Genomic DNA, 24869 nt, shown 5'->3' with positions numbered 1-24869 from the left:
TCCATGCTCCTTTTTAGGAGTCAAGGAAACCTTTCTACCTTTAGAAAAACCGTCCCTTTTTCAGTACCAGTGGAATTCCGCCAATGATGAACAGATAGCGGAGATCCACAATTTTTTTCAATTGTGCGGCCACCCAACCTTTTATTTTGCGTTTGCCCACCACGGCGACGGCTTCGCCTTTTCCAAGAGAAGCAACCGTCCCTTTGTTGGAAAATACAAACTTGTGCAATTCCTTTTTGCGAAGAGTAGCGGCCAGATTCTTGGCACAAAGGACCCCTTGCTGCATCGCAATTTGGGCAGTCGGTGGATAAGGACGTCCTTCGGGATTAAACATCAGGGAGCTGTCCCCGATAATAAAAATATCATCGTGGCCCGGTGCACGCAGAAAATCGTCAATTTTCACCCTTCCGCGCATCACTTCGAATCCGGCTTTCTCAATTAATCCGTTCCCACGAATCCCTCCCGTCCAGACCACCGTGCAGGCTTCGATTTTCTCACCCTCACCAACGATTACACCATCCTGCAAGCATTCCTTAATCGGAATTCCAATGCGGAAGGTGACCCCTTTATGCTTAAGGACGTTCATCGCATACTCCACCAGCTCAGGATCGAACCCTGGCAGCGCCGTAGGAGCTGCCTCGACGTTAATGATTTGAATCCGGTTGAAATCGATGTCGTACGCTCTAGCGAGCTGTGGCAAACGATCCGCCAACTCCGCTACAAACTCAATGCCGCTGAAACCAGCGCCCCCAACTACAAAATTGAGGCGACCTGGTTTACCGTCATTTTTATACAGGGCCAGCTGGTATTCAATATGCTCACGAATCAGGCGAACCGAGTTAATACTGCGAATCGTCAGCGCGAACTTATCCATTCCCGGAATACCGAATGTTTCTGGCTCGCCGCCTAATCCAATGACCAAATAGTCATAGGAGAGTGATCCATCCTCCAGCACGATTTTTTTCTCCTTCGGTATGATTTCCTTAACCGTTCCTTTGACTAAATCCACCTTGAACTCATCGATTAGCTGCGCAATCGGAATCCTTGAATGTTCAATCGTATCTGTACCTGCCGCAGGCATATGAAGATGTGTCGTAATATAGTGGTAATCATGTCGATTGATCAGTGTGACATCCGCCTCATTGTGCTTGAGCTCCTTTTGCAATTGCTGAGCCGTCAATATACCGCCATATCCGGCGCCCACAATGACAATTTTGGGAATACTGCTCATGCTTCTACCCCTTCCGATATACATAATCATTAATTATTCAAAGCTGTTCTCTCAAAACGGTTAATTTATACTCACAGAAAAGTCTTCATCAAATATTAATCGCTTTAACTTTGCAAGCGGAACCCAGCAGTTTATAATGATAAACAGTGAATCATGCGTTCGGCGGCTATCTGAACCTCTATGCGGCTGATTCAATATCTACAAATCCCATACTATCCCTTTCGGAGGTGTTTTAGAGTGACAGCTCAATCCACAGGTGCGGAAATCCGCGATCTGATTATTATCGGAGGCGGTCCAGCCGGTATTTTCGCCGCTTTTTACGGGGGAATGCGTCAGGCGTCCGTCACCTTAATTGAAAGTATGCCCCAACTGGGCGGCCAGCTTGCAGCCCTTTATCCTGAAAAATATATCTATGACGTCGCTGGCTTTCCTAAAGTGACTGCACAGGAACTGGTTAACAATTTGGTTCAACAAATGAACCACTTTAATCCAGAGGTGCAGCTAGAAGAGAAAGTCGTATCATTAGAGAAAAAGGAAGAACGCCACTTCATCGTAAAAACAGACAAAGGTGGCGAGTATCATGGTAAAGCGGTTATTATTACCGCTGGTGTGGGTGCTTTCGAGCCGCGCAGACTGGAGCTTCCAGGTGCCGAACGTTTTGAAAAAACGAACCTGCATTACTTTGTCAGCGACCTGAGCAAATTTGCAGGCCGAAAAGTGCTAATTAGCGGTGGTGGTGACTCTGCTGTAGACTGGGCACTTATGCTGGAACCGATTGCAGAACAGGTTACATTGATTCACCGCCGTGACAAATTCCGTGCGCATGAACACAGTGTCGAAAACCTCCTCGCTTCCAAAGTAAACGTTATTACACCAACGGAAATTACAGAATTGCATGGAGAAGACACAATTACTAAAGTCACTCTTGCTCATGTAAAAACCAAAGAAACACAGGAAATCGAAGTGGACGATGTGATCGTTAACTTTGGATTTGTATCCACACTTGGCCCAATTGCTGAATGGGGAATTGAAATCGAAAGTAACTCTATCGTGGTCGATTCTCGCCAGGAAACTAATATTCCCGGCATTTTCGCCGCTGGGGACATTACGACCTATCCAGGCAAGCTCAAGCTGATTGCGGTCGGCTTTGGTGAAGCTCCTACGGCAGTCAACAACGCCAAGGTCTATGTAGATCCAGATGCCAAGTTATCTCCTGGTCACAGCAGTAACATGAAATTGTAGTCTAGTTTAGACTATGACAAAAAAGGGTATTTTACTCCAAATTTGAATCTTTGGAGTGAAATACCCTTTTTTACGGTGTGCCTATTCGTTGCAGTGATTGTCCGTAAAGTCATCCGAACCCTGAATGACTTCACAGTCGCAGTACGAGAGCTTGTCCGGTCTAATGAAGGACTACGGCTGTATTCATCTCTAACTTTCTTTTGTGAATCTCAGCCAGCAACAGTGCAATGAAGTCACATTCAAGTTTAAGCTCGATTGCCATCTGATAGGAATCCAAAAGCATTTCATCCGTCAGCATAGCCATCCTCGACACAACCTTTCCTTTTATTTCAAAATCTATTCTATCAAAATACCAAAATCGGAACAAGCGTTCTGTTATCCACAGTCAATTGTGGAAATCCTGTGTATAAATTGTTGGTAAGTGTCGTTAACCCATATATGTGACAGGGGATAATGTGGACAATATTTATACACAGAATTTTGACGCTCGAACACAAAAAAAATATTTTTATTATTTATATAAATATATTATATTTAGCGTCTTGTTAATAGATTATATTGGAATTTTTTTAAAGAAATCAGAAATTTATTGAGGTCTTGTATTAACCTCTAAAATCCATACCCGTCCACTCTGATCAAGCCCGTAATCAAATCCCAGTTGTCCGATCCCAGGAAATCTTCTTTCCAGTACAGGAATACAGCGCTGTGTAAGTTGAATGATTTCTCGCCGCTTTTGAATAGCAAGCCGCCGGGGATATATCATCCGAAGCGCCTCTGTTCCCTTCAGCAAAGTTCCCCCTTTGCACAGATTTGTAATGACCAGTCCGGGACGAGCATGACGTGCAACCACCGCACGAAAATCCCATCTCTGCCCTTCCTTCACGACTTTGACTCGATAGTCGACAGGTCTACCTTGAATACTTGCCAGTTGGATGCCTTGTTGAATGAGATATGGACGTTGGATTCGGAGCTTATTGATTCCGAATACAAGTGCTCTAAAATGACTGAACCGATGTGTATGCTCCATACGCGTACAGGCGTATCCTCTACGCTCCTTTGCCACACGCATGACTCCGATTCCTCCGCCTCCTTTTACAGGTTTTATAAATACAAAAGCATGCCGCCGCAGCATCATGCGCAATTGATCTTCACTATATAGACAGGTTTCCGGTATATAAACGGCGGTATGTGGATGGTGCAGCAGCGCCTTCGTCTTTAGCCATTTGCTTGCAAGTTGTCTCATCTAACCCTCTCCTTTCGCCGTCAGGTATACTTATACATACTCAACAGGAAGGTTCTATTCTTGGATGATTGTCGGTGGCATGTGTCTATTTCGACAAGATCATGGCGAACGGTAGCATGCACCGAACATCACTGGTACAATGACAATAATCTACTACCATTTGCACGGAGCAGCGGAAATTACCGGCAAATCGTTTTTTTCAACAAGGAGGTCAACTCATGAATAGCAAAATTGGCATCATGGACATTGGCTCAAACTCCATACGTCTGGTGATCTATGAAATGACAGAGACAGGAGCCTATCGAATTGTGCAGGAATGCAAAGAAGCTGCCCGACTGAGCGAAAAGGTTGGGGCCAACGGCCGTATGGAACGAGAGGCGATTCGAAGCATCGCTCCATTGCTGCGCCAATTTATGGCGGTATGCCATATGCACGGGGTTGTCCGTATGCGTGCAGCAGCAACAGCAGCCATCCGCAATGCCACGAATTCGGACGAAATCGTCCAATGGATCGCGGAGGAGACAAATTTAACACTGGAAATACTGAGCGGAGAGCAAGAAGGCTATGCCGGTTTTCTGGGCGTAGTGAACACTATGAATGTGAGTGACGGAATCATTATTGACATCGGGGGTGGCAGTACCGAAATTACGTTGTTCCGCGATCGAGAACGACTGCATACTGTGTCATTTCCCTTTGGCGCCGTCAATATGAATTGGCGCTTTGGACGTGAGGTCAAGAATGGCGAATGGTCTCCTCAGCAGATTGAGGAAATGGAGAGCTTTGTCCGTTCTTCCCTGCAAAATCATGATTGGATCTTCTCCAATCCGGGTCTGCCATTCATCGGGCTAGGTGGAACCCTGCGTACTTTGGCTAAAATCAATCAGAAACGACTGGATTACTCACTTCCTGTGACGCACCATTACGAAATGACGATAGAAGATGTCGATTACTTCTATGGCAGTCTGCCCCATCTGCCCTATGAAAAACGCAAAAAAACAGCCGGCCTGTCCAAGGACAGAGCCGACATCATTGTACCGGGTCTTATTATATTGAAAACGATATTTGAAGCTGCTCAAGGCTCCGCGTATTTAGTCAGTGGAGCGGGTCTGCGAGACGGCCTATTTCATGAGCTGGTCAACGCTGAACAGCCCGTGGTAGCTAATCCGCTTATCACATCCATTCGCAATATCCTTTCGTTTGCTGTCCCGGTTAGCGAAGCGCATGTCAAGCGGGTTAACGAGTACGCCGTCCGGCTCTATGACACATTAGCTAGCGGAACCTCAGCGGCTATGGACAAACGCTTGTTACTGACCGCAGCAACTCTTTACAAAACGGGAGCTGCCTTGAATTACTATCATTTCCGCCAGAATTCCGTGTTCTGGATCTTACATGCAGGCATTGGCGGTTTATCCCATAGGGAAACGGTACTAGCCGCGTTGATCGCGGATTACCATCCCAAGAACCGGACACCCCGTTTGCTACGCACACATGCAGATATTTTGGAGCCTTCCGACGAGGAACGTGTACATCGACTCGGCTCGCTGCTCCAGCTCGCGATTGGCATGGATCGGAGTGAGTCCGGAATGATTAGCAGCATCAATCCCACTACAGGGGATGATGCACTGCATCTTCGTATGGAAAGCAAGAGTGAACCCATATTAGAACAACGGGAGCTGGAATCAGTTGCCAAGGATTTCCAAAAGGCGTGGAATCTTACATTGTCGTGGTCCATTCTACCTTCTTCCAATTTCTAACCTTCATCGCTTCAGATTGGCTCCTGATGGGAGCCTCTTTGTCGTTTCTGGACACAAATTGATAGCTGCCGTTAGGCATAAGCTGACGTGCCTTCACATTATCTCTTAACGATAAATGCAGAATATCTGCCAGCATTTCTTTGATCCCGTCATCATAAATCGGGCACATCAGTTCAATTCGGCGGGTCAAATTTCGCGTCATCCAATCCGCGCTGGACAGAAACAACTCAGAATTGCCTCCATTTTCAAAATAAAACAATCTGGAATGTTCCAGGAAGCGGTCTACAATACTGATGACACGTATGTTCTCGCTGAATCCTTCCACACCCGGACGCAAACAGCAGACCCCTCTAATGATAAGATCAATCTTCACACCTGCTTGGGAAGCCGCATATAGTTCATCGATCATCTCCTGATTGGATAAGGAGTTGATCTTGGCAATAATCCGGGCGGGCTTACCTGCCAATGCTTGCTCAGCTTCCCTACGGATGAGTTCAAACAGCTTGTTCTTCATTCCCGTTGGAGCCACCGTAAAAGCTTGCAAAGTCTTGAGCGCAGAGAATCCCGTAATTTCATTAAACAGTTCGGAGGCATCCTCGCCAAGTACCGGATCCGACGTAAACAATCCGATATCCGTATACACGCGCGCCGTGCTTTCATTATAATTGCCTGTGCCTACGTGCACATATCGTTTGAGTGCGTTGCGCTCATGGCGTATGACAAGAATGATTTTGGCGTGCGTCTTCAAGCCAACCAGCCCATACACTACGTGACAGCCTGCTTTTTCAAGCGTACGCGCCCAGGCAATATTACGTTCCTCGTCAAAACGGGCTTTCAGCTCCACCACCACCGTTACCTGCTTGCCCGATTCAGCCGCACGTGCCAATGCCGGAATCAGCTTCGATTCCCCGTTGACACGGTACAGGGTCATTTTGATTGCCATCACATCCGGGTCCTCTGATGCCTCAATGATAAAATCAGTTACCGCATCGAATGATTCATACGGATGGTACACGAGCACGTCCCGTTTGCGAAGCACGTTGAAAATATCCTCTTGCGGGGGCAGTTCTTCCGGATACAGTGGTTTGATTGCCGGAAATTTCAAATGCGAATACCCCTCCAAATGATCGGCAAAAGACGACAAAAACGTCAGATCCAACGGCCCGTCCATCTCAAACACATGATCGAACAGCTTGAATTCGCGTTGAAGCTCCATCAGGGCATAGGGATGAATCCCTTTTTCTACTTCCAGTCTTACCGGCGCCCCCCGTCGTCTTCGACGCAGCTCTTTTTCAATCTCTTCGAGCAAATCTTCGATCTCTTCTTCATTAATGGACAAATCGGAGTTACGCGTAACACGAAAGGCATGAACCGCCTCCGGAACATATCCGGTGAACAGCGTTTGAATGTGATGCTTGATTAGTTCCTCAATTAAAATAAATGATTTCTTCTTGCTGTTCGACCGCAAAGGCACCGTAACAACACGTGGAATATTCGAAGGCACCTGCACAATGGCAAAAAGTGGTTTATCCTCCTCCGTATCTCCGGGACGTCTCAAGACGACCGCTAAATATACGTATTTATTGTGAACGAGTGGAAAAGGACGGCTCTGATCGACCGCCATCGGCGTGAGCACCGGAAATATAATTTCATGAAAATATGCATCCAGCGACTTGCGCTGTGTCGTATTTAAGTCTTCATATTCGAACAGTAAAAGACCCTTTTTCGTCAAGAGGCGAGAAATATCACGATAGGTCCGGTATTGTTCCGATACCATTGAGACGGTACGCTTGATCAGGCGTTTGTACAAACCGGAGGGGGTATATCCCGTAAAATCCTTTTGCATAAAACCCGCCTTGATCTTCTCGCGCGTTTCTGCAACACGAACAGCCATAAACTCATCCAAATTGCTAGATACAATCGCCAAAAATTTGGCTCTCTCCAGCAACGGTGTATCTGCATCCTGAGCTTCCTGAAGCACACGGCGATTAAATTCAATCCAGCTTAAATCTCGGTTAAAGTAACGTTCTGACCCGGCTTTATCCTTATTCTGACTCTCTATCAACATATGGCCTCCATCAATTCATGCAGTATAGTTACCCTTTATTGTACTATTAGATGAAACGCACTAGCATCACAGCAGTGTAAACGCAATGTAAAATGTGTGTAAACACAAACTGGATGTTTGAAAAGGTCAATCGGATGCTTTACAAAAATAGCATTAAGCGGTACAGTGTTTACGTCTGTTTCATAGAGTAGATTGACGAACCGTTCCTTTTTCAGTTGTTTATGTTCATTATGATGTGTAGTAACCACTTAGAAGCCACGTTCAATTGCTGATTTTTAAATGGCATGATATAGGGAGGATTTACGTTATGGAACCCAAGAAAACGCCACGCGTACTGCAAAAAAACATCGAATTTTTCACCGCGGCGCTATCTCAACACCTCGTTTCGGTCTGGCAAGAGGACCCTACAGGTGTATACTGTGAGATTGGCTGTGGATATATCGAGTTATTCAGTAGCGAGATGATTCGGGTGCGCAATCAAGATGGAACCCCAAGCCATTATGACCGCAATATTACCATGTTTCAGTTAATCACGAAGGATCAGCCGATATAAATATTATATGCTATGCCTGCGCTGTTCTTCCAGATTAGAATTGTTTTATGTTACAATTACCGATTTTCATATCTGCTGAATCCTGCAGTTTTTCCAAAAAGCGCCTCAGAGCGCTTTTTTTGTCGACTTTTTTTGAACATCGTTTCGAAAAGCAGTATGATAAGGGAGCATATTACCTAAATTTAAAGGGGAATCAACCGATGGAGCATACAACATCAGATGGACGCATCCTGGTTATGACCGCGGTTGAAGGCGAACGGGAAGCTGTACTGCGGGGCCTGAAAGGCGATACCCGTTTTGTGGTCGAGCTGGCTGGCGTGGGCGCACCGTCCGCAGCGGCTTCAACCGCGCTAGCACTGGCGGCGGCTGGTGACTACCGGCTGGTTATCAGCGCCGGAATTGGTGGCGGCTTCGTGGAGGTCGCTGAACTGGAAAGCGTCGTTGTTGCTGACGCGATCATTGCCGCCGACCTGGGTGCCGAGACGGCAGAGGGCTTCAGCAGCGTGGACGAGCTGGGTTTCGGCTCAAGCCGAATTGCCGTGAATGTTGCCACCGCGCAGCGATTCGTTCAGGCGTTGCGTGCCGCTGGACAGACAGCTGTCGCGGGGCCGATCCTGACCGTCTCTACGGCCACCGGTACGGCGGCAACAGCGGAACAGCTGGCCAAGCGCGTTCCCGGAGCTGCTGCCGAAGCGATGGAAGGCTACGGCGTAGCCGTGGCGGCAAATAGGCTGGAACTGCCGACGATGGAAATCCGCACGATTTCCAATGCTGTTGGTCCACGTGACCGTGCAGCCTGGCGGATCAAAGAGGCTTTGCAAGCGTTGGAAGCCGCATTTTCTACATTAACGGAGGTTATATAGATGCAAATTGCTTTTTCACCTTGTCCTAACGACACTTTTGTCTTCCATGCCCTGGCTCATGGATTGATTCCGGGCGCACCCGCGCTGGACATTACATTTGCCGATATCGACATCACCAACAATCTGGCGATCACACCAGACGGACTCGATATCATGAAAATTTCGTATGCTGCACTCCCTTGGGTGCTGGATGAATACGCCCTGTTGCCTTGTGGAGGCGCACTGGGCCGGGGTTGTGGCCCGCTCGTGCTGACCAGGGAAGGTTCCACGATCGAAGGCCCGGAAGCCCTGTCTGGCAAGCGTGTAGCCGTTCCGAGTGAACGTTCCACTGCCTATCTGCTGTTCCGCCTGTGGGCAGCCAAGCATGTGCCTGGGGGTGTCGGCGAGATCGTCGTGATGCCGTTCGACCAAATCATGCCTGCTGTCCGTGACGGGGAGATAGATGCCGGACTGGTTATTCATGAAGCACGGTTCACGTATCCGTCCTACGGACTTAGTAAGCAAGTCGATCTGGGGAACTGGTGGGAAGAAGATACAGGGCTGCCGATCCCGCTCGGAGCTATCATTGCCCGCCGTACGCTGGATCTGGATGCGATCACAAACTGGATACGCGCCTCTGTCGAATATGCTTGGAAGCATCCTGAAGCTTCGCGTGAATATGTATTGTCTCATGCGCAGGAACTTTCACCCGATGTCGCCCAATCGCATATCGACCTTTACGTAAACGATTTTACCGCCAATCTGGGAGACAGCGGATATGCCGCCATCGAAGCTTTGCTTGGTCGCGCTGCGCAGGAAGGGCTGGTACCTTCGTTTGATTTAGCCCAACTGCGCCCTACTTCCACAACAACACGTTAAAAGGGACAGACATGCCATGCATGTTTTCATGCTGAATAGAGTAGTTTAAACATATAAAACCTCCCGAACGAGCACATGGCCTAGCCAGGCGCCCCATTCGGGAGGTTTTATCATTTCATATGGCGAATCCTCATTCGGACTCGCTTGATCCTTATTCTTAGTTCTGTTCCTGCTCCACAACCTCGGTCTTAAATACGTTATCCAGTTTGGTACCCAATCTTTTGACCAGCGGCACCTTGATATCCCGGCTCAGCTCCTTGAAAAAAGCGTCCATGTCACAATTAATCTTATCCAACACGACCTTCACGGTACCCTCTTCCAAGATCTGCTCATTCAGATCCTCCGGTACGGTAACCGAGATATCATACTTCTTGCTTAACGTTTTAATGTAGCGGGTAAAGATTTCGATAAGCTCCTCATTGTTGAACTTCTCAACTGCAACTTGCCCTTTGTTAGTAAATTTCAAATTCACTCTCACGTTAGCATTTCCCCTTTTCCTTTTGACCATTTATTTTGGATAAACGTTGAACCTTTCAGAGGCTCTTCAAAGAAAGGGCCTTACCGGTCGTTTTAGACTCTTGTCCTTTGATATACTAAGTATAACACATTAAGGCCGTTTTCATTTCCCAACTTGTCGTTTTATGATAAAAAATGATACAATTTGCGCATTTTCAGCATAAATTCTTTCTTTTCATGCCAATCATTAGAAATAGTTTATACACAAATACACAAAAAAACGCCTATCTCGCAAAAGAAAGACGTTTCCGTATAGATGCCTAAGTGGTATGCATTTACAGAGGTTTCGTACATTCCCAACCGTGTGAACGATACTCACGCACAGCGTCTCGTATATCCTCAATATCATCAGAATGCAGCAAAACGGCAGGTAGAATTACCCAATATTCATTCTCCGCTAGATCAATAAATACGTCCTCGACATCGTAATATTGCATATCGCCAAATGCCGTATCCCTAATTTTCTGTCCAACCAAAGGTGTAAACTGGGAATCAAATGTTTTCATCACCTTCGTATATTCCTTCACGCCCGTTGCCGAGATCTGCTGTGAAATAATGACGCTCAATGCTGTTACCTCCCTGACCTAATAATGCTCATTATACCCTTCTCTCAGACCTTCTACAAAACCTTGTGCAAAAAAAATCATAAAAATCAATAGGCCGATGCCAATAGCTACGGAGCTGATTACGATAATGAAGATACCCTGCGTGTCTCTTTGTTCCATCTTTTTAGTCAAAATTCCGAAAACAAGACCTATGATCCCCAACAAGCCTCCAACGACAAAAAAACTAAATACGAACCCCAAACCTGCAAAAATCCAGCCAAATAGAGCGAGCACCCAGCCCTGCGGCTGTGGCTCACTCTGTTTCATCTGCCAGCGTTCCCTCGCTGTAGGTGTATATCTGTCCATTCCTTAGCTCCCCCGCTCATTGCATCTCTTAAGAAAAAAATTCGCTCGCCTTCTCCCGATGGACAGGCTTGATATGCATGTCCAACACTTTCAAAGCTGCCAGCACAACCCCCGCATCATCTGTAAAACCCAACATTGGAATAACATCTGATATAGCATCTAATGGAGAAATAAAATACGCCAAGGCTCCGAATGCTACCCCTTTGGCATACAGAGGCGTTTCAGGATCTATCGCACAATAGTACATAGCCACCGCATCCTTCACAAAGGGAACTTTTCCAGCCGTGGACTTTACCTTGTTGAAAAATCCCTTTTTCACCTGTTCTTCCTGTTTTGGATCATACTTGGCTTTGGTTACGTCAAAATCCTTCATAGGTTCCTCCTCTTGCTGACTGGTGAGTTTGAAAGTGCCACCTTCCCGCTTACCAAGCGGATAATTTTGAACCGTCATTTTCACTAACTCAACAGACTTATAGTCATATTTTACTATGACCTCCTTTGATATTCTAGTATATTTTTCCTATTCCTTGCTCCTATGTATTTGTACAGGCTTTTGCTTACGATTCCAGAACAAACTAAACGACCTTTCCCATTAGAATTTCGAGAAAAGGCCGTTACTAAAACAATATGAATCTTTTACTGTTTACCGTTGCTATAAATCGTGCTTAACTTGGATGTTGCTCTGATGCCATTCGGACCTTCAATAATGGCACGTCCTTGTTCAGTATAGCTCGATCCTGCCCAGTCGTTTGACATATCCAAATATTCTAGACCTGATCCATTTCCTTTCCAAGACCATCCGAGATAACCTACACCTTTTTGTTGGGCATAACTCATAATGGTGGCCTCGTCAACATCACCATTTGTATGCTTGATTCCGAATTCTCCAATGATGAGAGCTAGATTTTTGTTTAATACATTGTCAATATTGCTTTTTACTGTTTCGGCATTTCCCCCAGCGTATTCGTACATATGAATGGAGAACATCGTATTTTTAAGCGGATCGGCATCAAACACTTGCGTTCCGTAGTCAAAAATCGACTTCGGATATTGCCCCCACCCAGCGGCGTCAACCATAATGGTATTTTTGATGCCAGCATTTCTTAGCTTTGGAATAACTGATTTATACCCCTGTGCCCAGCCGTTCCCATCCCAAGTACCAAACCATTCATTCGCGATGTTGAGAATGACTGTATTTTCTTTTCCAATCAGTGCACTTTTCATTTCAATCCAGTAATCTGCGATTTTATTCAACACAGCAGCATTATCATTTCCCGTACCATCGTGTACTTCAAGGATAACAACCAATTTGTTTTGTTCTGATAAAGTGATCAGGTTTTGCAACGCTGACAAATCATCTTTCGTCCATTGTTGACCGTCAGACAGCACGATTCTAATCGTGTTCGCTCCGGTTTTGGCAATTGCAGGTATCGCAACCGACTCTTGACCTTTGTACCAAGTGTAAGCGTGATTAATTCCTCTCATGACAAAGGGATTTCCGTTGCCATCATAAAGCGTCGTACCTTTAACATAAAATCCTGTATTTTGAGAGGAGTCGGAACTTGTTGTTACTTTTAAGACATTACTTGGTTCCGAAATATTGCCTGCTGCATCTTTCGCTTTTACAGTGAAGTTGTAGGATGTGTTCGCAGTGAGACCCGTCACTGTATAACTTGTTGTGGTGCTCGTGCCTACCAGATCTGTTCCGTTATAAATAACGTAGCCAGTTACACCTACATTGTCTATTGAGGTCGTCCATGTAAGAGTGACAGATGTGCTCGTCTTGGATGAGCTTTGGAGGTTTGTTGGGGCGGTTGGTGGTGTCGTATCTGTTGTCGTATCAATCTGCGTGAATCTCCACCTTTGCTGAGCGCTACCGTTGTCGGCCCATTGTTGAACGTTTGCACCGTCATGGGTATAACCACCGACAACATCCAATGCTTTACCACTAGATTGCGAGATCAGCTTATAATATCCACCACCAACGTCAATGATTTTCCATTTTTGCTGAGCGTTCCCGTTGTCTGTCCATTGTTGAACGTTCGCTCCGTCATGGGTATTACCACCGGCTACATCCAATGCTTTGCCACTAGATTGCGAGATCAGCTTATAATATCCACCACCGACGTCAACCACTCTCCACTTCTGTTGCTCCTTTCCGTTATCGGTCCATTGTTGAACATTCGCTCCGTCATCCTTTGATCCCCCTTCAACTTCCAGGCTTTTTCCGCTATGCTGTGCAGTAATTTTGTAAACAGCATCTGAAATAATATCCGATTGGGCAGACGGTGTTGAATCAAGCGCTAGATTAGTAACTCCATCATTGTTAGCGCTTACAATCATGGTCGGCAATATATAAACAAGCATACTCAACGAGATCAAACACGACAATAATTTCTTCATTTTGTACCCTCCAGGTAACCAGCGTTACAATTCACCGTTTGCTCGAAGTTTCCAACATTTCTATTTAACCGCATCTCAACATACACCTCTCCCTTAGCTTATATATTCAAATTTCCATCCCTTAGGCACGTACTATGATCTCTCCCTCCCGGCCATAATTCGGAAAAGAAAAAAGAACCAAAAGAGCTCTATCCTAATATTAGGTAAACGCTTTCAATTATTCCAAACTAATTATGTGATTGGGAAATGAATTCTTACTCATTCTAGTTTACGTTATACCAAATGTCAATTGTTAGCATAACAAAAATATGTAAAATACAATAATTATTAAAAAAACAAACACCATATAAACATAACAAATTAGTGATATTGAATACCAAGGTTCTTCCATTACCTCCTTTTTTGCTCTAAAATATTATATTCATTGAATTCTTTACATAAGAACGAAAACTATAAAAAAAACAAAAAACCTTTAACGTCATTTTGTTAGTTTAATGTTTTTTATAACAGTACATCTTGTTAGCTAATTTGGTACGACAAACCTCTTTGAAAATCATAGTCAAAAAAAGCACGCTATATTGGTGCTTCCAATATGCGTGCATGAAAGAAGTTATTGAAGTTCTTCTTGATCCATCGCCCCCGTTAATCCTCAAATGTCTCACCGTTCTGATACTTGGTGGATAACTCTATTCTTTCTTTAATATTTACCAGATACACACTGCCTGCAATCAGCACCAGTCCCACAACAAACGTCAAAGTAAGTGATTCCTTGAGCATTACCATACTAAAGACCGTGGACAACACCGGTATCATAAACGTATAGGAGCCGACGGTTCCTGCATCTCCGTTATCGATCAGTTTAAAATAAATCATCCAGCCCATCGCAATCACGAATATCGAAATAAACAATAAAATCGCGATAAAGGAGGTAGTCCAGTGAATATCGCTCCATTTCTCGGTCGTAAATCCAATCCCATTGAGTATGATCCCCCCAAAAATGAGCTGCATCGTCACCGCCCAAATGGAGTCCAATTGATTGCTTTTTTTCTTCATATAAATCGTTCCGAGCGCCCAGCACAGTCCTGAAGCTAGCCCCAACACAATGCCCAGTACCGACAAATGCCCTGCCATCCCACCAGAGCTAATCACGATCACCCCGCCAAAACCCAGTACCAGTCCAATGACCTTCAGGGGAAACATACGCTCCCCCAACCACATCCAAGAGAATAATCCCAACAAGATCGGCTGAAGGAACACTAAAGTGGAAAATAACCCAGCAGGCAAATAACGTAGCCCTACCGTCTGCAAGCCATAGTAGCCTGCAATATTAAATATGGCCAGCACAAGATAAGTCCACGCATTCTGTCTAAAGCGCAAGGTTTCCCGGTGACGCATAGCGAACAATAGCAGAATCACACCACCCAGTAGGGTACGGATTCCTGAAAAAAATATCGGCGGTGTATCTGGCAAAGCCAGCTTGGTCAACGGCCAGTTGATCCCCCATACCATCACTAATATCAAGACAAGCCACAGTGTAGCTTTAGGTGTTAATTTTTTCATAGATATCTTCTCTCCCTTAGATTTTCATCGTTCATTGCTACCGACTAAAATCTGAATAGCCGTTTGCAAAGTTTTGCTTTACTAGCGTATACTGTGATCACTAATAAATAAAATGAATGTTTTCAATAAGGGAGATAACTTTTCACTTATGACCATTACTCAAATTATGATCTTCGTTCGCGTAGCTGAAACGCTAAGCTTCACCCAAACTGCTCATGAGCTGCATATGACGCAGCCCGCGGTCAGCCATGCCATCGCCAGCATCGAAAACGAGCTGGATGTCCAGCTATTGCTGCGCGATCGAAAAAAAGGAGTGCTGCTGACAGATATCGGGCACAAGGTACTGCTGCAATTCCGTATGATGCTGCAAAGCATGGAAAAGGTACAGCAGCAGGTGGCTGCTGAAAAAGGTCTAGACGTGGGCACGATCACGATCGGTGCCTTTCCTTCTGCCTCAGCCTATTTTCTGCCCTCGATTATTCATCATATTCGTCAGCATTATCCGAACCTTGTTTTCGACCTACATGAAGGCTCCACGAATGAAGTCAAGGAGTGGGTTCATACCAGAGAAATCGAAGCGGGTATCATCCTGTTACCAGACCCTCAGGTAGATGTCATCCCTTTATGTCAGGATGACATGGTTATTCTCCTGCCAGACGGTCACCCTCTGCAATCGCACAACAAAATCGCCATTCGAGACTTGAATGAGCAGGATATGATCTTTTGTAAAGGTGGACATGAGGTCGCCATTATGGAAGGTTTTGAACGCGAACAAAGTCAGTTGCAGGCACAATTCATTACTCATAATATCAGCACCTTGGTCAGCATGGTTCGACAAGGACTGGGTATGGGCATTGTTTCTTCACTCGCCTTGTCCACGTTCCCCCATGATCTGACCGTCAAGGAGACTTCACCTCTGATCACACGCCAAATCGGTATCGCTGTACCATCCCTGCATAATGCTTCACTTGCTGTACAGTTATTTGTGCGAACCGCGCAGGAGCTATTTACGGATTCGAAGCAGTAGAAGCATTGGATCATGATCATAAGGAGGTCTATTCATATGCAGAGAAATCAAATCATTCGACCAAATAGCTAAATTTCTAACCCATTTCAGGTGGTTTTAGGGAAAGACGGAAACAATTCGTGGGGCCGAAACAATTGGTTGCCTATGCTGGACTACGACAAAGAGCAAATCAAAAATTAAAGGTCTATTAAGAAAAGAAAAAGAAAGAAGGCAAGCCTTACAAGGTAGCTGGGATCGCCTGCGCCAACAAGCTTATACATCACATATAATACATTAATTCCACTGGTATATTATTCTAGTGCGGCGGGTAACCTATATGTTGAATACCTGCAATTTTTAAACTAGGAGGCTTTTGCATGAATGGCCATCTCGTTATTTTGATCAGAAGTTTCTCTGCATTCGTTATCCTCATGCTAATTGGGAGAATACTGGGGAAGCAAACCCTCTCCAATATGAACTTTCACGAATTCGTGACGGCGGTCATATTAGGGGCTATAGCAGCCAACTTTGCCTTTAACGAAAAAATAGAAGTTGTCCACCTATTAATAGCCCTGTCTGTTTTTACAATTACTTCTTATGTTTTATCCAAGTTTTTTTTGAAATTCAGAAACTTTAAGATGTGGACAGAGGGAGCACCCACCGTTCTCATAGAAGGAGGGTTCATTCTCGAAGATAACTTAAAAAAAAATAATATGACATTAGATTCTTTAAATCAACAGCTTCGCCAGAAAGAAATTTTTAATATAGAAGAAGTGGAGTACGCCCTCCTTGAGATTAACGGAAAACTATCTGTTCAAAAGAAAAAGGAACTGCAAGCCGTGACATTAAAAGACCTGCAGTTGAATGCAGGTAATGCCACACAGTTCCCAATTGAGCTTGTAATCGACGGACAGCTTTTACATGGCAATTTAAACTCCAATCATATTCCCGAATCATGGCTGCTGTCTCAACTGAAGGCACGCGACAAAAAGTTAGAGGACGTATTCTATGCCGTTAAAGGCAGCAACGGCCAACTCTATGTGGATGAATATAAGGATAAAATCCAGCATCCAATTGATGTGGAGTAGTATTGACTTGCGGTCAATAGTTACCTGAGATTCAACGTAATCAGATAATTGTATTTGGCAGCGTGCTTAAGCTCATCCAATATGATACCGTACACCGTGTCCTTATAGATGCCAGCAGGCAATCCAAACCAGATGTTGCGGTATCGTTCCACCGCACCCAACTCCCCCATCAAGGCGCGCTGTAAACCTTCTGTATAAGATTGCACCCTCTCATATTGCTCACTACTGATGCCTGCAATTTCTTGTCCTGTCAAAGCCCGATACATCTCTCTGAACATTTTATTGTGGCCGCGCTCATCGTTACGGATGCTTTCAATAATAGCCACCTGCTCTTGTGAGGGAGCCAAATTGATCAATTCATCGTAGAACAACTCATCGTTACGCTCCCCTTGTACCGCTTCCTTTATCATTTGTACTGCTTTCGGAAATCCTGTGTTCCAGATAGGTACAAAATTGGCCCGCATATAGTATGAATTTCCCCAGTAAGAAGGTACTTGATACAAGTTTATCTCCTCCCGATGTTAGTTTTTAGAAAGTATATGCGCATCTGCCCATGTCGGTTCCTAACATTAGGAAAAATGACTGTTTCGCACACTCCTAGTCGCCCTTTTCTAGTGAAGTAATGCTAGCGACTATTTGACTTACCAACATACTCGGTTGATTATACTGATGATAGCTAACACAGGGGAAGAACTCACTAAAAAATCAATTGCGATTTGTGTCATAGTTGAAAGTGCTGCATCTATTACTATAAGCTACAGAGAAATAGACGAGGGACTCCTTGACAAACATTAGCTGGTTTTCTTGTCTTAATATGGTCTACTAAAAAAATAAATAGGAGTTTTCCATAAACGGGAAACTCTTTCGCACTTTAAACAATCTGCTTCTGTACTTTCTTCAATGTCGGACCAATCCACCAGCCAAATCATCCCATCGCCAAGAAACCTCATGTCCATGGAGATGTAGCCCCCCAAACCACTCGTCGATCCCTTGAACTGCAATACGGTCCACTGATTCATTCAGTACCTCATTACCCAACTCTGTCAGGATTACCTTTCGGTTCAGAAAATCCGGAATTTGTCTGAAATCCAAGCTGGCCTCATCCCCGTCAATGATCAGCAAAGGATGTTCGCCTTGCGCCAAAGCACGAATAAATTTCCAGTATTCGAGATCACCCATCCCAAGCACATGCAGGACGTCAGTTACCTGACGAAACAATTCCAATGGCGTATTCACTCCATTATGAACGGCCTGAAGCGTGGTCTGTTCCACAACGCCAAGGCCATTCTGCTCCGAGGGCAGCCGCTTGAGATGTGCTGTGAAGGCTTCATAGGCAAAAGGCAGGCCGGATGCTGCCAGTTCTGCCTTCTTGTCTTCCAGCAGATTAGCCATTTGAACAGGATCAGGAGAAGCATACGCCTGCCAAAGCTCGCTTCCAAGCTCCATTTCTTGCCGCCCAATAGTCCGCCAGGTCCCGGATAATGTTTGAAGCTGTGCCGGAGTGAGCTGTCCCAGACCATGAAACCGTTCGATTCCCGGAAACTCCCCAATACAGAGCAGGCTCAGCTTCGTGCGGCCCAGTTTCTGTCTTTTGAACCAGTGGAGCAGATAGGCGAGCATGCTCTGATCAAACAGGTCATGCTCAAACCACAACACGACTTCATCATACTTAATAAACTCACGAAGTTTCTGCTCTTGTTCCTCACAGCTCGTAATATATTTGCTGGCCGGAATACCCATCGTTTCTTCCAGGACCTGGGCCCGCAGTGCCCGTTCTTCCGCCCCCGCTGGATTTGCAAATATCGGTCCTGCCGGATACACCTCTCTCCATACAAGCACATCACCCTGTACAACACCCTGCTTCAACATCTCGCCTACAACATCACCGTTAACAATATGCAGCATGTTTTGCCCTCCCTCATACAAATGATTGAACACGGAAACAAGGTCGGCTACCGGGAGTGTACCTTTCAACTTTCGGCGGGCATCGTGCAGCCGCTTCTTAAGCGTCGGGACCGGAGTGCCCAGATAATCGGAAATTTCCTGCAGAGAGTAGCCGTAAAAATAAAACAATCGCAGAGGCACGCGCAGCTTGGCAGACAGTGCCTTCACCGATTGTTGCAGAACTTGGCTCTCCTCCCTACGCTCCGCAATTTCTGCTAAACCCAGTACTCCTCCGGAAACCTGCACAGCCTCATCCAGAGGAAGCATCGAATGATGCTTGCGCCGCAGCATCCGCTGGCACTGTCTTACGACAATGGTCTTGAACCAGCCTGGAAAAGCGGACGGGGTCTGCAGCTTCTCCAGATTCTGATAAGCCTCTATGAACGCATCCTGCACGGCATCTTCCGCGAGATGAACATCCTTCAGCATGTCATAGGACACCGCATAGGCCATCCCGCGAAAATGCAGCATCAGCTGACCGAACGCTTCCGCATCCCCTAGCCGCGCCTTTTCAACCCACTCCCTCATACGTCCCTAGCCTCTTTTCTTTCGTGTTCTTATTCTTAAGTGCCAACTCCGTGGAGGAAGGTTACAAATCATATTGATGGAAAAATGAATTGATTGATAAAGAGCTTCACTGAACACAGCAACCATATTAACAGATTCTTTCTCAATAGAAGCATAATGTAGTTACAGGCTGTTGGTTTTCAACAGAAATATATCATCCTTTATTTTTTACGAGGTTAAGTTCAATATGACTTCGACCATGTAGCCATAGCAGTTCATCCAGTAAAAACGCCAATCCATCCATACTACGCAAACGCTCAATCATTTCTGTAACGACCTCCATTATCTCACGCTGTACATTGTTCGCTAGTTGGAGGCCCCCACTTTCCCCATCCACATAAAGATGTGGATGATCCGGTTGATCTACCTTTCGTACATGCCGCAGACACAATATCCCATGTTCAAGATAAAAGAAATAGCTACGATCATACAGAACTCCCTCAAATAATTCATACATATGAGGGTCATCATCAGTTCCATATGTCATAGTAACTCTTTTTAAGCCAACTGGATTGCTCATATATACTTTCACTCCCTCAGAATTCAATTGTAAGTTCCTATACTTGAAATTTTAGTGAAGTAAAACTCTAATTCAAATAATGTGAATTTTTTATTCGATAAGTCCTGGAGGTTTGTATGCAATACTGTAATTTATGTATAAGAAGTCGTTCATTAAATACATTCGCATATATTCTCTCTCAAAAATCATCAGCAATATGGTATATATACCGAGTTAACTTCTATTTTGTTAATGAGGTACTTATACTATATGTTTTGAATTCTTATAATCAAATTGGAGAGTGATACAATGGATTTTATAAAATCTATTTACACAAAACAAAACGTAAATAGCTCAGTACTCTTTTTCACATTTTTAGTTCTATATAGTGTTTTTTCTGAGATTGAAATTAAACCCGTAGTTCTCTTACTTTTTACAGTTGTATTTGCCTTTTTTAATGTCTTGAGTAAATTGGTCCAATCCATACGTAGTGATAATGATCTTAAGTAAAGTAATCTTTACATATTAAAAAGACCTCCAGGACGAATATAGTACCTGACTATACCGTTCTGGAGGTCTTGATTTACATTTTCGAATTGTTAACGCCCCATCATTAAGGTTTGCAGACAATTCATTTTCATTGTACCCTTTTAAACTATCTTAACAAGGCTCTTCGTTCGGTTTCCCGGCATCCGTAGCTGTACGGAAGCTTGAACCACAGCCACATGTCGCTACAGCATTCGGGTTATGAATCGTGAACCCGCCTGACATTCCAGACTCTTCAAAGTCGATTTCCAGACCGTCTAGGTAGCGGATGCTTTCCTTTTCCACTACAATCTTCATATCCTGTACGTTCATATATATATCCTGATCCGTCTCGTTGTCGTCAAAGCCCATTGCATACGAGAATCCAGTGCAACCACCCGGCGTAACACCCAGACGTAAAAACATATTCGGCGTTTCCTGCTGCTCCAGCATATCTTTCAAACGCTCAGCAGCGGAATCGGTGATGTTAATCATAGCTCCATCCTCCTCTTTTACTTCATGTTCTCCTTCAGTATACTCCACTATTAGCAGGTGCTCAAGTCATGGAATGTCCTTCCCTTACAGGCTTAAAGACCTGTTTTTCTATTCGTTTGTATTGAACACCGGTGGTGTGAGGTTTATAATAGGTGAAGAGTGTGTAAAAGAAACTGTCGGAAATTTGTCATTTCAAAGGCGATATTTTGAGACATTCATCATTGTAGCCTGGCATTGTAACATTTTTCACATATCGTATATCCGCGCTGCCGGATTCTTACCGACGGAACGGGACATCCTGTGCGCACCTAGCGCTTGTGCCGCTGATTTGGCGGACAGCCTCGCACAGAGCAACTTGAAGGAGGAATAGGCATGTCCACATTAGTTACACCTTTTACAGACCGCAGAATGGCGGAAATTGTAGAAAAGGTACAGAACGGTATTCGTTTGAACCTTGAAGACGGTATATATTTGTATGAAACTGACGATATCCTCACACTGGGTCAGTTGGCTAACGAAGCTAATTTACGCAAGAACGGAAAAAAGGTTTATTTTATCGAAAACATGAGCCTGTACTTCACCAATGTATGCGAAGCGCGCTGCGCGTTCTGCAATTTCCGCAAGGATCAGGGGGAGGACGGCTCTTATACGTTGTCCGGGCAGGAAATGATTGATTATGTAGAGCAGCACATCCATCCGGGGGTAAGAGAATTTCATATCGTCGGTGGTCATAATAATCATGTGCCTTTCCAATACTATGTAGACTCATTGAAGGCACTAAATGAAAAGTATCCTCACGTTACACTGAAAGCTTACACTGCAGCGGAAATTGACTTTTTCACACGCATAAGCGGCTTGAGTATTAAAGAAGTGCTTCAGGAGCTGCAAAAGGCTGGACTTCAATCCCTGACTGGTGGTGGCGCGGAAATCTTGTCCGACGAATATCGGAAGAAGATGCGTGTTACCAAAGCCAACGTGGACCGCTATCTCGAAGTACATCGCACGGCCCACAATCTCGGCATGAAAACTCATACGACTATGCTGTACGGTTCGGTCGAATCGTATCAGGATCGTATTGAACATATGCTGCAAATTCGCGAATTGCAGGACGAAACGAACGGATTTATGGTATTTATTCCATTGTCCATGCAGCCGAAAAGCAAAAACGCCAACATCATGCGCCGTAACTCCGCTTACGAGGATCTCAAAACCATTGCGATCAGCCGCCTGATGCTGGACAATATCGACCATGTCAAAGCTTACTTCATTAATATTGGCCCGCAATTGACACAGGTCGCTCTCACCTTTGGCGCATCAGACGTCCATGGCACGATTGTGCGTGAGCAGATCAGCCATGCCGCAGGTGCGTTAACCCCTGCCGGATTGACCCGTAAAGAGCTAATCTGGCTGGTCAAAGGTGCCGGACGCATACCTGTAGAACGGGACACCTTCTATAACGAAATCGAAGTTTTCGAATAAATGTAATATCGGATTCAAATTTCCCGCGAGCATTTCATCCCCATTACTCACACCATGCAGCATCTGCTGCCTCGGAATACGCTGGTCTGCCTGACAAAGGCAGGCCTGATTCTCGGGTTTTATAACAACAAAAACTTGTGTTTGATCGATAAGACACCAGACCATTTGCCGGGGACACGGTAGCGAAAGGAAGGCGGATTTTGATGAAAAATTTCGTTATTCTGGGGGGCGGCTATGGCGGCCTTACCATTGCCAAAGAATTGCTGGATAAACACATTCCCGACGATGTTCAAGTTATTTTAGTGGATCGAATGCCCTTTCAGGGGTTGAAAACAGAGTACTATGCCCTAGCGGCAGGTACGGTTTCTGATTTTGATTTGCGGGTGCATTTTCCAGATGAACAACGTCTTATTCGCAAATATGGAGAGGTCACCTCGATGGATCTGGAGAATAAGATTGTCCATTTTCAAGACGGTGAACCCTTGCCCTATGACCAGCTTGTCATTGCGTTGGGTTGTACCGACCGCTTTCACAATACACCAGGGGCTGAAGAACACAGCTGTACGATCCAGTCGTTTAACCATACTCGCCAAACCTATCTGCGCTTGAACGAAATCAAGCCATATGGACATGTCCATATTGTAGGCGGCGGTCTTAGCGGTGTTGAGATTGCTGCGGAGTTACGTGAAAGCCGCACGGATTTGAATATTACCATTATGGATCGGGGCGAGCGGGTGCTGTCGGCATTCCCGCAACGTTTGTCTGCCTATGTACATGCTTGGTTCAAGGAGCATCAGGTAAATGCGCTGAATCATGTTGCGGTTTCCCGTATTGAGCCGGGGGCTATTTATAACCGTGACGAGCAAATTGTAACGGATGCAGTGGTATGGACGGCTGGGATTCAGCCGGTAAAAATCGTGCAGGATTTAGCCGTCCCTAAAGACCCTCAGGGTCGTATCGTGCTCAACGAGTATTATCAAATACCGGATCATCCTGAGGTGTATGTGGTCGGAGACTGTGCGAGCCTTCCCTACTCTCCAAGCGCTCAGGCGGCAGAAGTGCAAGGGGAGCAAATCGCACACATTGTACGCGACCTGTGGAAAGGCCAAACGCCTCACCCGCATCCTTTAAAGCTGCGCGGTACATTAGGCGCACTTGGCAAGAAGGCCGGGTTCGGCTATGGCTTTATGGGCAGTACCTCATTGCGTGGACGAGTACCACGCCTGCTTAAAAGCGGCGTGCTCTGGAAGTCGAAACGCCATTTTGGCTAACCGCATGCTCAACAAACAAAGAAGACCCGCTCCCAGAGCAGGTCTTCTTTGTTTGTTGAGTGAATGATGATGTATATTTCCTATACAAAAGGAAACTGGCTAAACGGATCATTATATTTCAATCCAAATCTAGGTTATCCCATGCTTCAGCTTCCTTAATTTTGTTCATAATCACTTCGTACAGAAGCTCTGCTGAATCTGCGGATACAATCTCACCGTTGACCATCGCATAGGGTTCGGCGTTGCACTGACCACAATTGCTTAGGCATCCGTATTCAATCACATCATAATCTGGATTCTGCTCCAGCTTGGACATGATTTCATCGGTACCCCAATGCATATTACTGGTGCAAAACTCAATAATAGGCCTTAACATTTTTTCACCTGCTTTGGATGACGGGCATTTTAATTTGGCCCGCTTTGTAATATAATAATAAAGGTATAGGAAAGGAGTTGAATTCTAATGAGCGAAACACAAAGCGTTCAAATGTATGACGAAGTAGCAGATGTACTGGATAAGCTCCGTCCGTTCCTGCAACGCGATGGTGGCGACGTTGAGCTGGTTGACGTTGAAGACGGCATCGTTAAGCTGAAGCTGGTAGGCGCTTGCGGCAGTTGCCCAAGTTCCACAATCACGCTGAAAGCAGGGATTGAACGCGCTCTTCTCGAAGAAGTCGACGGCGTCCAAGAAGTGGTACAAGTATTCTAATGCTTGATGCATAATGATCATGAGAGTCTTGACTTCGGTAACGAAGCTCAAGACTCTTTTTTGTGTTACAGCGTCTGAAGGATC

At 45.2% G+C, this 24869-nt stretch carries 25 protein-coding genes; 10 read left to right on the top strand and 15 right to left on the bottom strand.

Translation table 11 applies throughout. The annotated features are described in order from the left end of the window. Positions 1 to 40 precede the first annotated feature (40 nt). On the bottom strand, positions 41 to 1231 hold the full coding sequence (locus tag MKX59_RS06010) for an NAD(P)/FAD-dependent oxidoreductase (protein ID WP_053326050.1): 1191 nt from the start codon (positions 1229 to 1231) through the stop codon (positions 41 to 43). A gap of 237 nt (positions 1232 to 1468) precedes the next feature. On the opposite strand from MKX59_RS06010, the gene MKX59_RS06005 reads away from it, so the two are divergent. Next, positions 1469 to 2473 carry an NAD(P)/FAD-dependent oxidoreductase gene (locus tag MKX59_RS06005; RefSeq protein ID WP_023990157.1) on the top strand — a complete coding sequence of 335 codons (1005 nt, stop codon included), beginning with the start codon at positions 1469 to 1471 and terminating at the stop codon, positions 2471 to 2473. 160 nt (positions 2474 to 2633) lie between these two features. Here MKX59_RS06005 and MKX59_RS06000 read toward each other — a convergent pair whose 3' ends face one another. After that, positions 2634 to 2777, bottom strand: coding sequence for a sporulation histidine kinase inhibitor Sda (locus MKX59_RS06000; protein WP_023990158.1), 144 nt, complete (start codon positions 2775 to 2777; stop codon positions 2634 to 2636). Positions 2778 to 3059: 282 nt separating this feature from the next. Continuing rightward, complete coding sequence (locus MKX59_RS05995) at positions 3060 to 3716, bottom strand: YheC/YheD family protein (protein WP_023990160.1); 657 nt, start codon at positions 3714 to 3716, stop codon at positions 3060 to 3062. A 218-nt stretch (positions 3717 to 3934) separates the two neighbouring features. Here MKX59_RS05995 and MKX59_RS05990 point away from each other — a divergent pair, with 218 nt between their 5' ends. Further along, the gene (locus MKX59_RS05990; protein ID WP_076295550.1) at positions 3935 to 5470 is read left to right on the top strand and encodes a Ppx/GppA phosphatase family protein; all 1536 of its coding nucleotides are present in this window, start codon (positions 3935 to 3937) and stop codon (positions 5468 to 5470) included. Here MKX59_RS05990 and ppk1 read toward each other — a convergent pair. Then, entirely contained in the window at positions 5430 to 7538 is a 2109-nt protein-coding gene (ppk1, locus tag MKX59_RS05985) for a polyphosphate kinase 1 (protein ID WP_028541444.1), read from the bottom strand. The two genes, MKX59_RS05990 and ppk1, sit on opposite strands and share 41 nt — an antisense overlap. 307 nt (positions 7539 to 7845) lie before the next feature. On the opposite strand from ppk1, the gene MKX59_RS05980 reads away from it, so the two are divergent. The 3 genes from MKX59_RS05980 to MKX59_RS05970 all read left to right on the top strand — a co-directional run bounded on the left by MKX59_RS05980 (position 7846) and on the right by MKX59_RS05970 (position 9812). After that, the gene (locus MKX59_RS05980; protein ID WP_007431922.1) at positions 7846 to 8091 is read left to right on the top strand and encodes a hypothetical protein; all 246 of its coding nucleotides are present in this window, start codon (positions 7846 to 7848) and stop codon (positions 8089 to 8091) included. A gap of 200 nt (positions 8092 to 8291) precedes the next feature. Then, positions 8292 to 8954, top strand: coding sequence for a futalosine hydrolase (locus MKX59_RS05975; protein WP_310168852.1), 663 nt, complete (start codon positions 8292 to 8294; stop codon positions 8952 to 8954). Further along, a complete protein-coding gene (locus MKX59_RS05970) occupies positions 8955 to 9812 on the top strand; it encodes a 1,4-dihydroxy-6-naphthoate synthase (protein WP_023990164.1) in 858 nt (285 codons plus the stop codon). A gap of 157 nt (positions 9813 to 9969) precedes the next feature. Here MKX59_RS05970 and MKX59_RS05965 read toward each other — a convergent pair whose 3' ends face one another. The 6 genes from MKX59_RS05965 to MKX59_RS05940 all read right to left on the bottom strand — a co-directional run bounded on the left by MKX59_RS05965 (position 9970) and on the right by MKX59_RS05940 (position 15202). After that, on the bottom strand, positions 9970 to 10290 hold the full coding sequence (locus MKX59_RS05965) for a hypothetical protein (protein WP_023990165.1): 321 nt from the start codon (positions 10288 to 10290) through the stop codon (positions 9970 to 9972). Between the two features lie 313 nt (positions 10291 to 10603). Beyond that, positions 10604 to 10894, bottom strand: coding sequence for a hypothetical protein (locus MKX59_RS05960; protein WP_013311821.1), 291 nt, complete (start codon positions 10892 to 10894; stop codon positions 10604 to 10606). An 18-nt stretch (positions 10895 to 10912) separates the two neighbouring features. Next, positions 10913 to 11239: a hypothetical protein gene (locus MKX59_RS05955; protein ID WP_023990166.1), complete on the bottom strand. Its 327-nt coding sequence runs from the start codon at positions 11237 to 11239 to the stop codon at positions 10913 to 10915. 28 nt (positions 11240 to 11267) lie between these two features. Continuing rightward, positions 11268 to 11612: a YkvA family protein gene (locus MKX59_RS05950; RefSeq protein ID WP_049828405.1), complete on the bottom strand. Its 345-nt coding sequence runs from the start codon at positions 11610 to 11612 to the stop codon at positions 11268 to 11270. 263 nt (positions 11613 to 11875) lie between these two features. Next, positions 11876 to 13642: an RICIN domain-containing protein gene (locus MKX59_RS05945; protein ID WP_340857789.1), complete on the bottom strand. Its 1767-nt coding sequence runs from the start codon at positions 13640 to 13642 to the stop codon at positions 11876 to 11878. A gap of 642 nt (positions 13643 to 14284) precedes the next feature. Continuing rightward, positions 14285 to 15202 (bottom strand): DMT family transporter, encoded by a 918-nt coding sequence (locus MKX59_RS05940; protein ID WP_028541440.1) that lies wholly within the window; start codon positions 15200 to 15202, stop codon positions 14285 to 14287. Between the two features lie 148 nt (positions 15203 to 15350). On the opposite strand from MKX59_RS05940, the gene MKX59_RS05935 reads away from it, so the two are divergent. Together MKX59_RS05935 and MKX59_RS05930 are read left to right on the top strand one after the other, a co-directional pair. Continuing rightward, positions 15351 to 16229, top strand: a complete 879-nt coding sequence (locus MKX59_RS05935) for a LysR family transcriptional regulator (RefSeq protein WP_023990170.1) — start codon at positions 15351 to 15353, stop codon at positions 16227 to 16229. A gap of 356 nt (positions 16230 to 16585) precedes the next feature. After that, positions 16586 to 17296, top strand: coding sequence for a DUF421 domain-containing protein (locus MKX59_RS05930; RefSeq protein WP_028541438.1), 711 nt, complete (start codon positions 16586 to 16588; stop codon positions 17294 to 17296). A 20-nt stretch (positions 17297 to 17316) separates the two neighbouring features. Here the strand turns inward: MKX59_RS05930 and MKX59_RS05925 are convergent, their stop codons facing one another. From MKX59_RS05925 to MKX59_RS05910, 4 genes are all read right to left on the bottom strand, one after another. Further along, on the bottom strand, positions 17317 to 17760 hold the full coding sequence (locus MKX59_RS05925; protein ID WP_049828413.1) for a ferritin-like domain-containing protein: 444 nt from the start codon (positions 17758 to 17760) through the stop codon (positions 17317 to 17319). 433 nt (positions 17761 to 18193) lie between these two features. After that, positions 18194 to 19768: a sigma-70 family RNA polymerase sigma factor gene (locus tag MKX59_RS05920; RefSeq protein WP_071558299.1), complete on the bottom strand. Its 1575-nt coding sequence runs from the start codon at positions 19766 to 19768 to the stop codon at positions 18194 to 18196. Positions 19769 to 19961: 193 nt separating this feature from the next. Then, complete coding sequence (locus tag MKX59_RS05915; protein WP_340857787.1) at positions 19962 to 20327, bottom strand: hypothetical protein; 366 nt, start codon at positions 20325 to 20327, stop codon at positions 19962 to 19964. A 639-nt stretch (positions 20328 to 20966) separates the two neighbouring features. Next, positions 20967 to 21326, bottom strand: coding sequence for a HesB/IscA family protein (locus tag MKX59_RS05910; RefSeq protein WP_013311832.1), 360 nt, complete (start codon positions 21324 to 21326; stop codon positions 20967 to 20969). A 372-nt stretch (positions 21327 to 21698) separates the two neighbouring features. Here MKX59_RS05910 and mqnE point away from each other — a divergent pair, with 372 nt between their 5' ends. Next, complete coding sequence (gene mqnE / locus MKX59_RS05905) at positions 21699 to 22805, top strand: aminofutalosine synthase MqnE (protein ID WP_023990177.1); 1107 nt, start codon at positions 21699 to 21701, stop codon at positions 22803 to 22805. 203 nt (positions 22806 to 23008) lie between these two features. Further along, positions 23009 to 24076 carry an NAD(P)/FAD-dependent oxidoreductase gene (locus MKX59_RS05900; RefSeq protein ID WP_023990178.1) on the top strand — a complete coding sequence of 356 codons (1068 nt, stop codon included), beginning with the start codon at positions 23009 to 23011 and terminating at the stop codon, positions 24074 to 24076. 118 nt (positions 24077 to 24194) lie between these two features. Here the strand turns inward: MKX59_RS05900 and MKX59_RS05895 are convergent, their stop codons facing one another. Further along, positions 24195 to 24452: a YuzB family protein gene (locus MKX59_RS05895; protein WP_023990179.1), complete on the bottom strand. Its 258-nt coding sequence runs from the start codon at positions 24450 to 24452 to the stop codon at positions 24195 to 24197. A gap of 87 nt (positions 24453 to 24539) precedes the next feature. Here MKX59_RS05895 and MKX59_RS05890 point away from each other — a divergent pair, with 87 nt between their 5' ends. Further along, positions 24540 to 24785, top strand: coding sequence for a NifU family protein (locus MKX59_RS05890; protein WP_013311836.1), 246 nt, complete (start codon positions 24540 to 24542; stop codon positions 24783 to 24785). Positions 24786 to 24869: the final 84 nt, after the last annotated feature.

Source organism: Paenibacillus sp. FSL R7-0340 (genome assembly GCF_038002205.1).
GTDB lineage: Bacteria > Bacillota > Bacilli > Paenibacillales > Paenibacillaceae > Paenibacillus > Paenibacillus polymyxa_B.
Note: the sequence above shows the minus strand (reverse complement) of the source record. Positions and strands in the feature narration are given on the sequence as shown.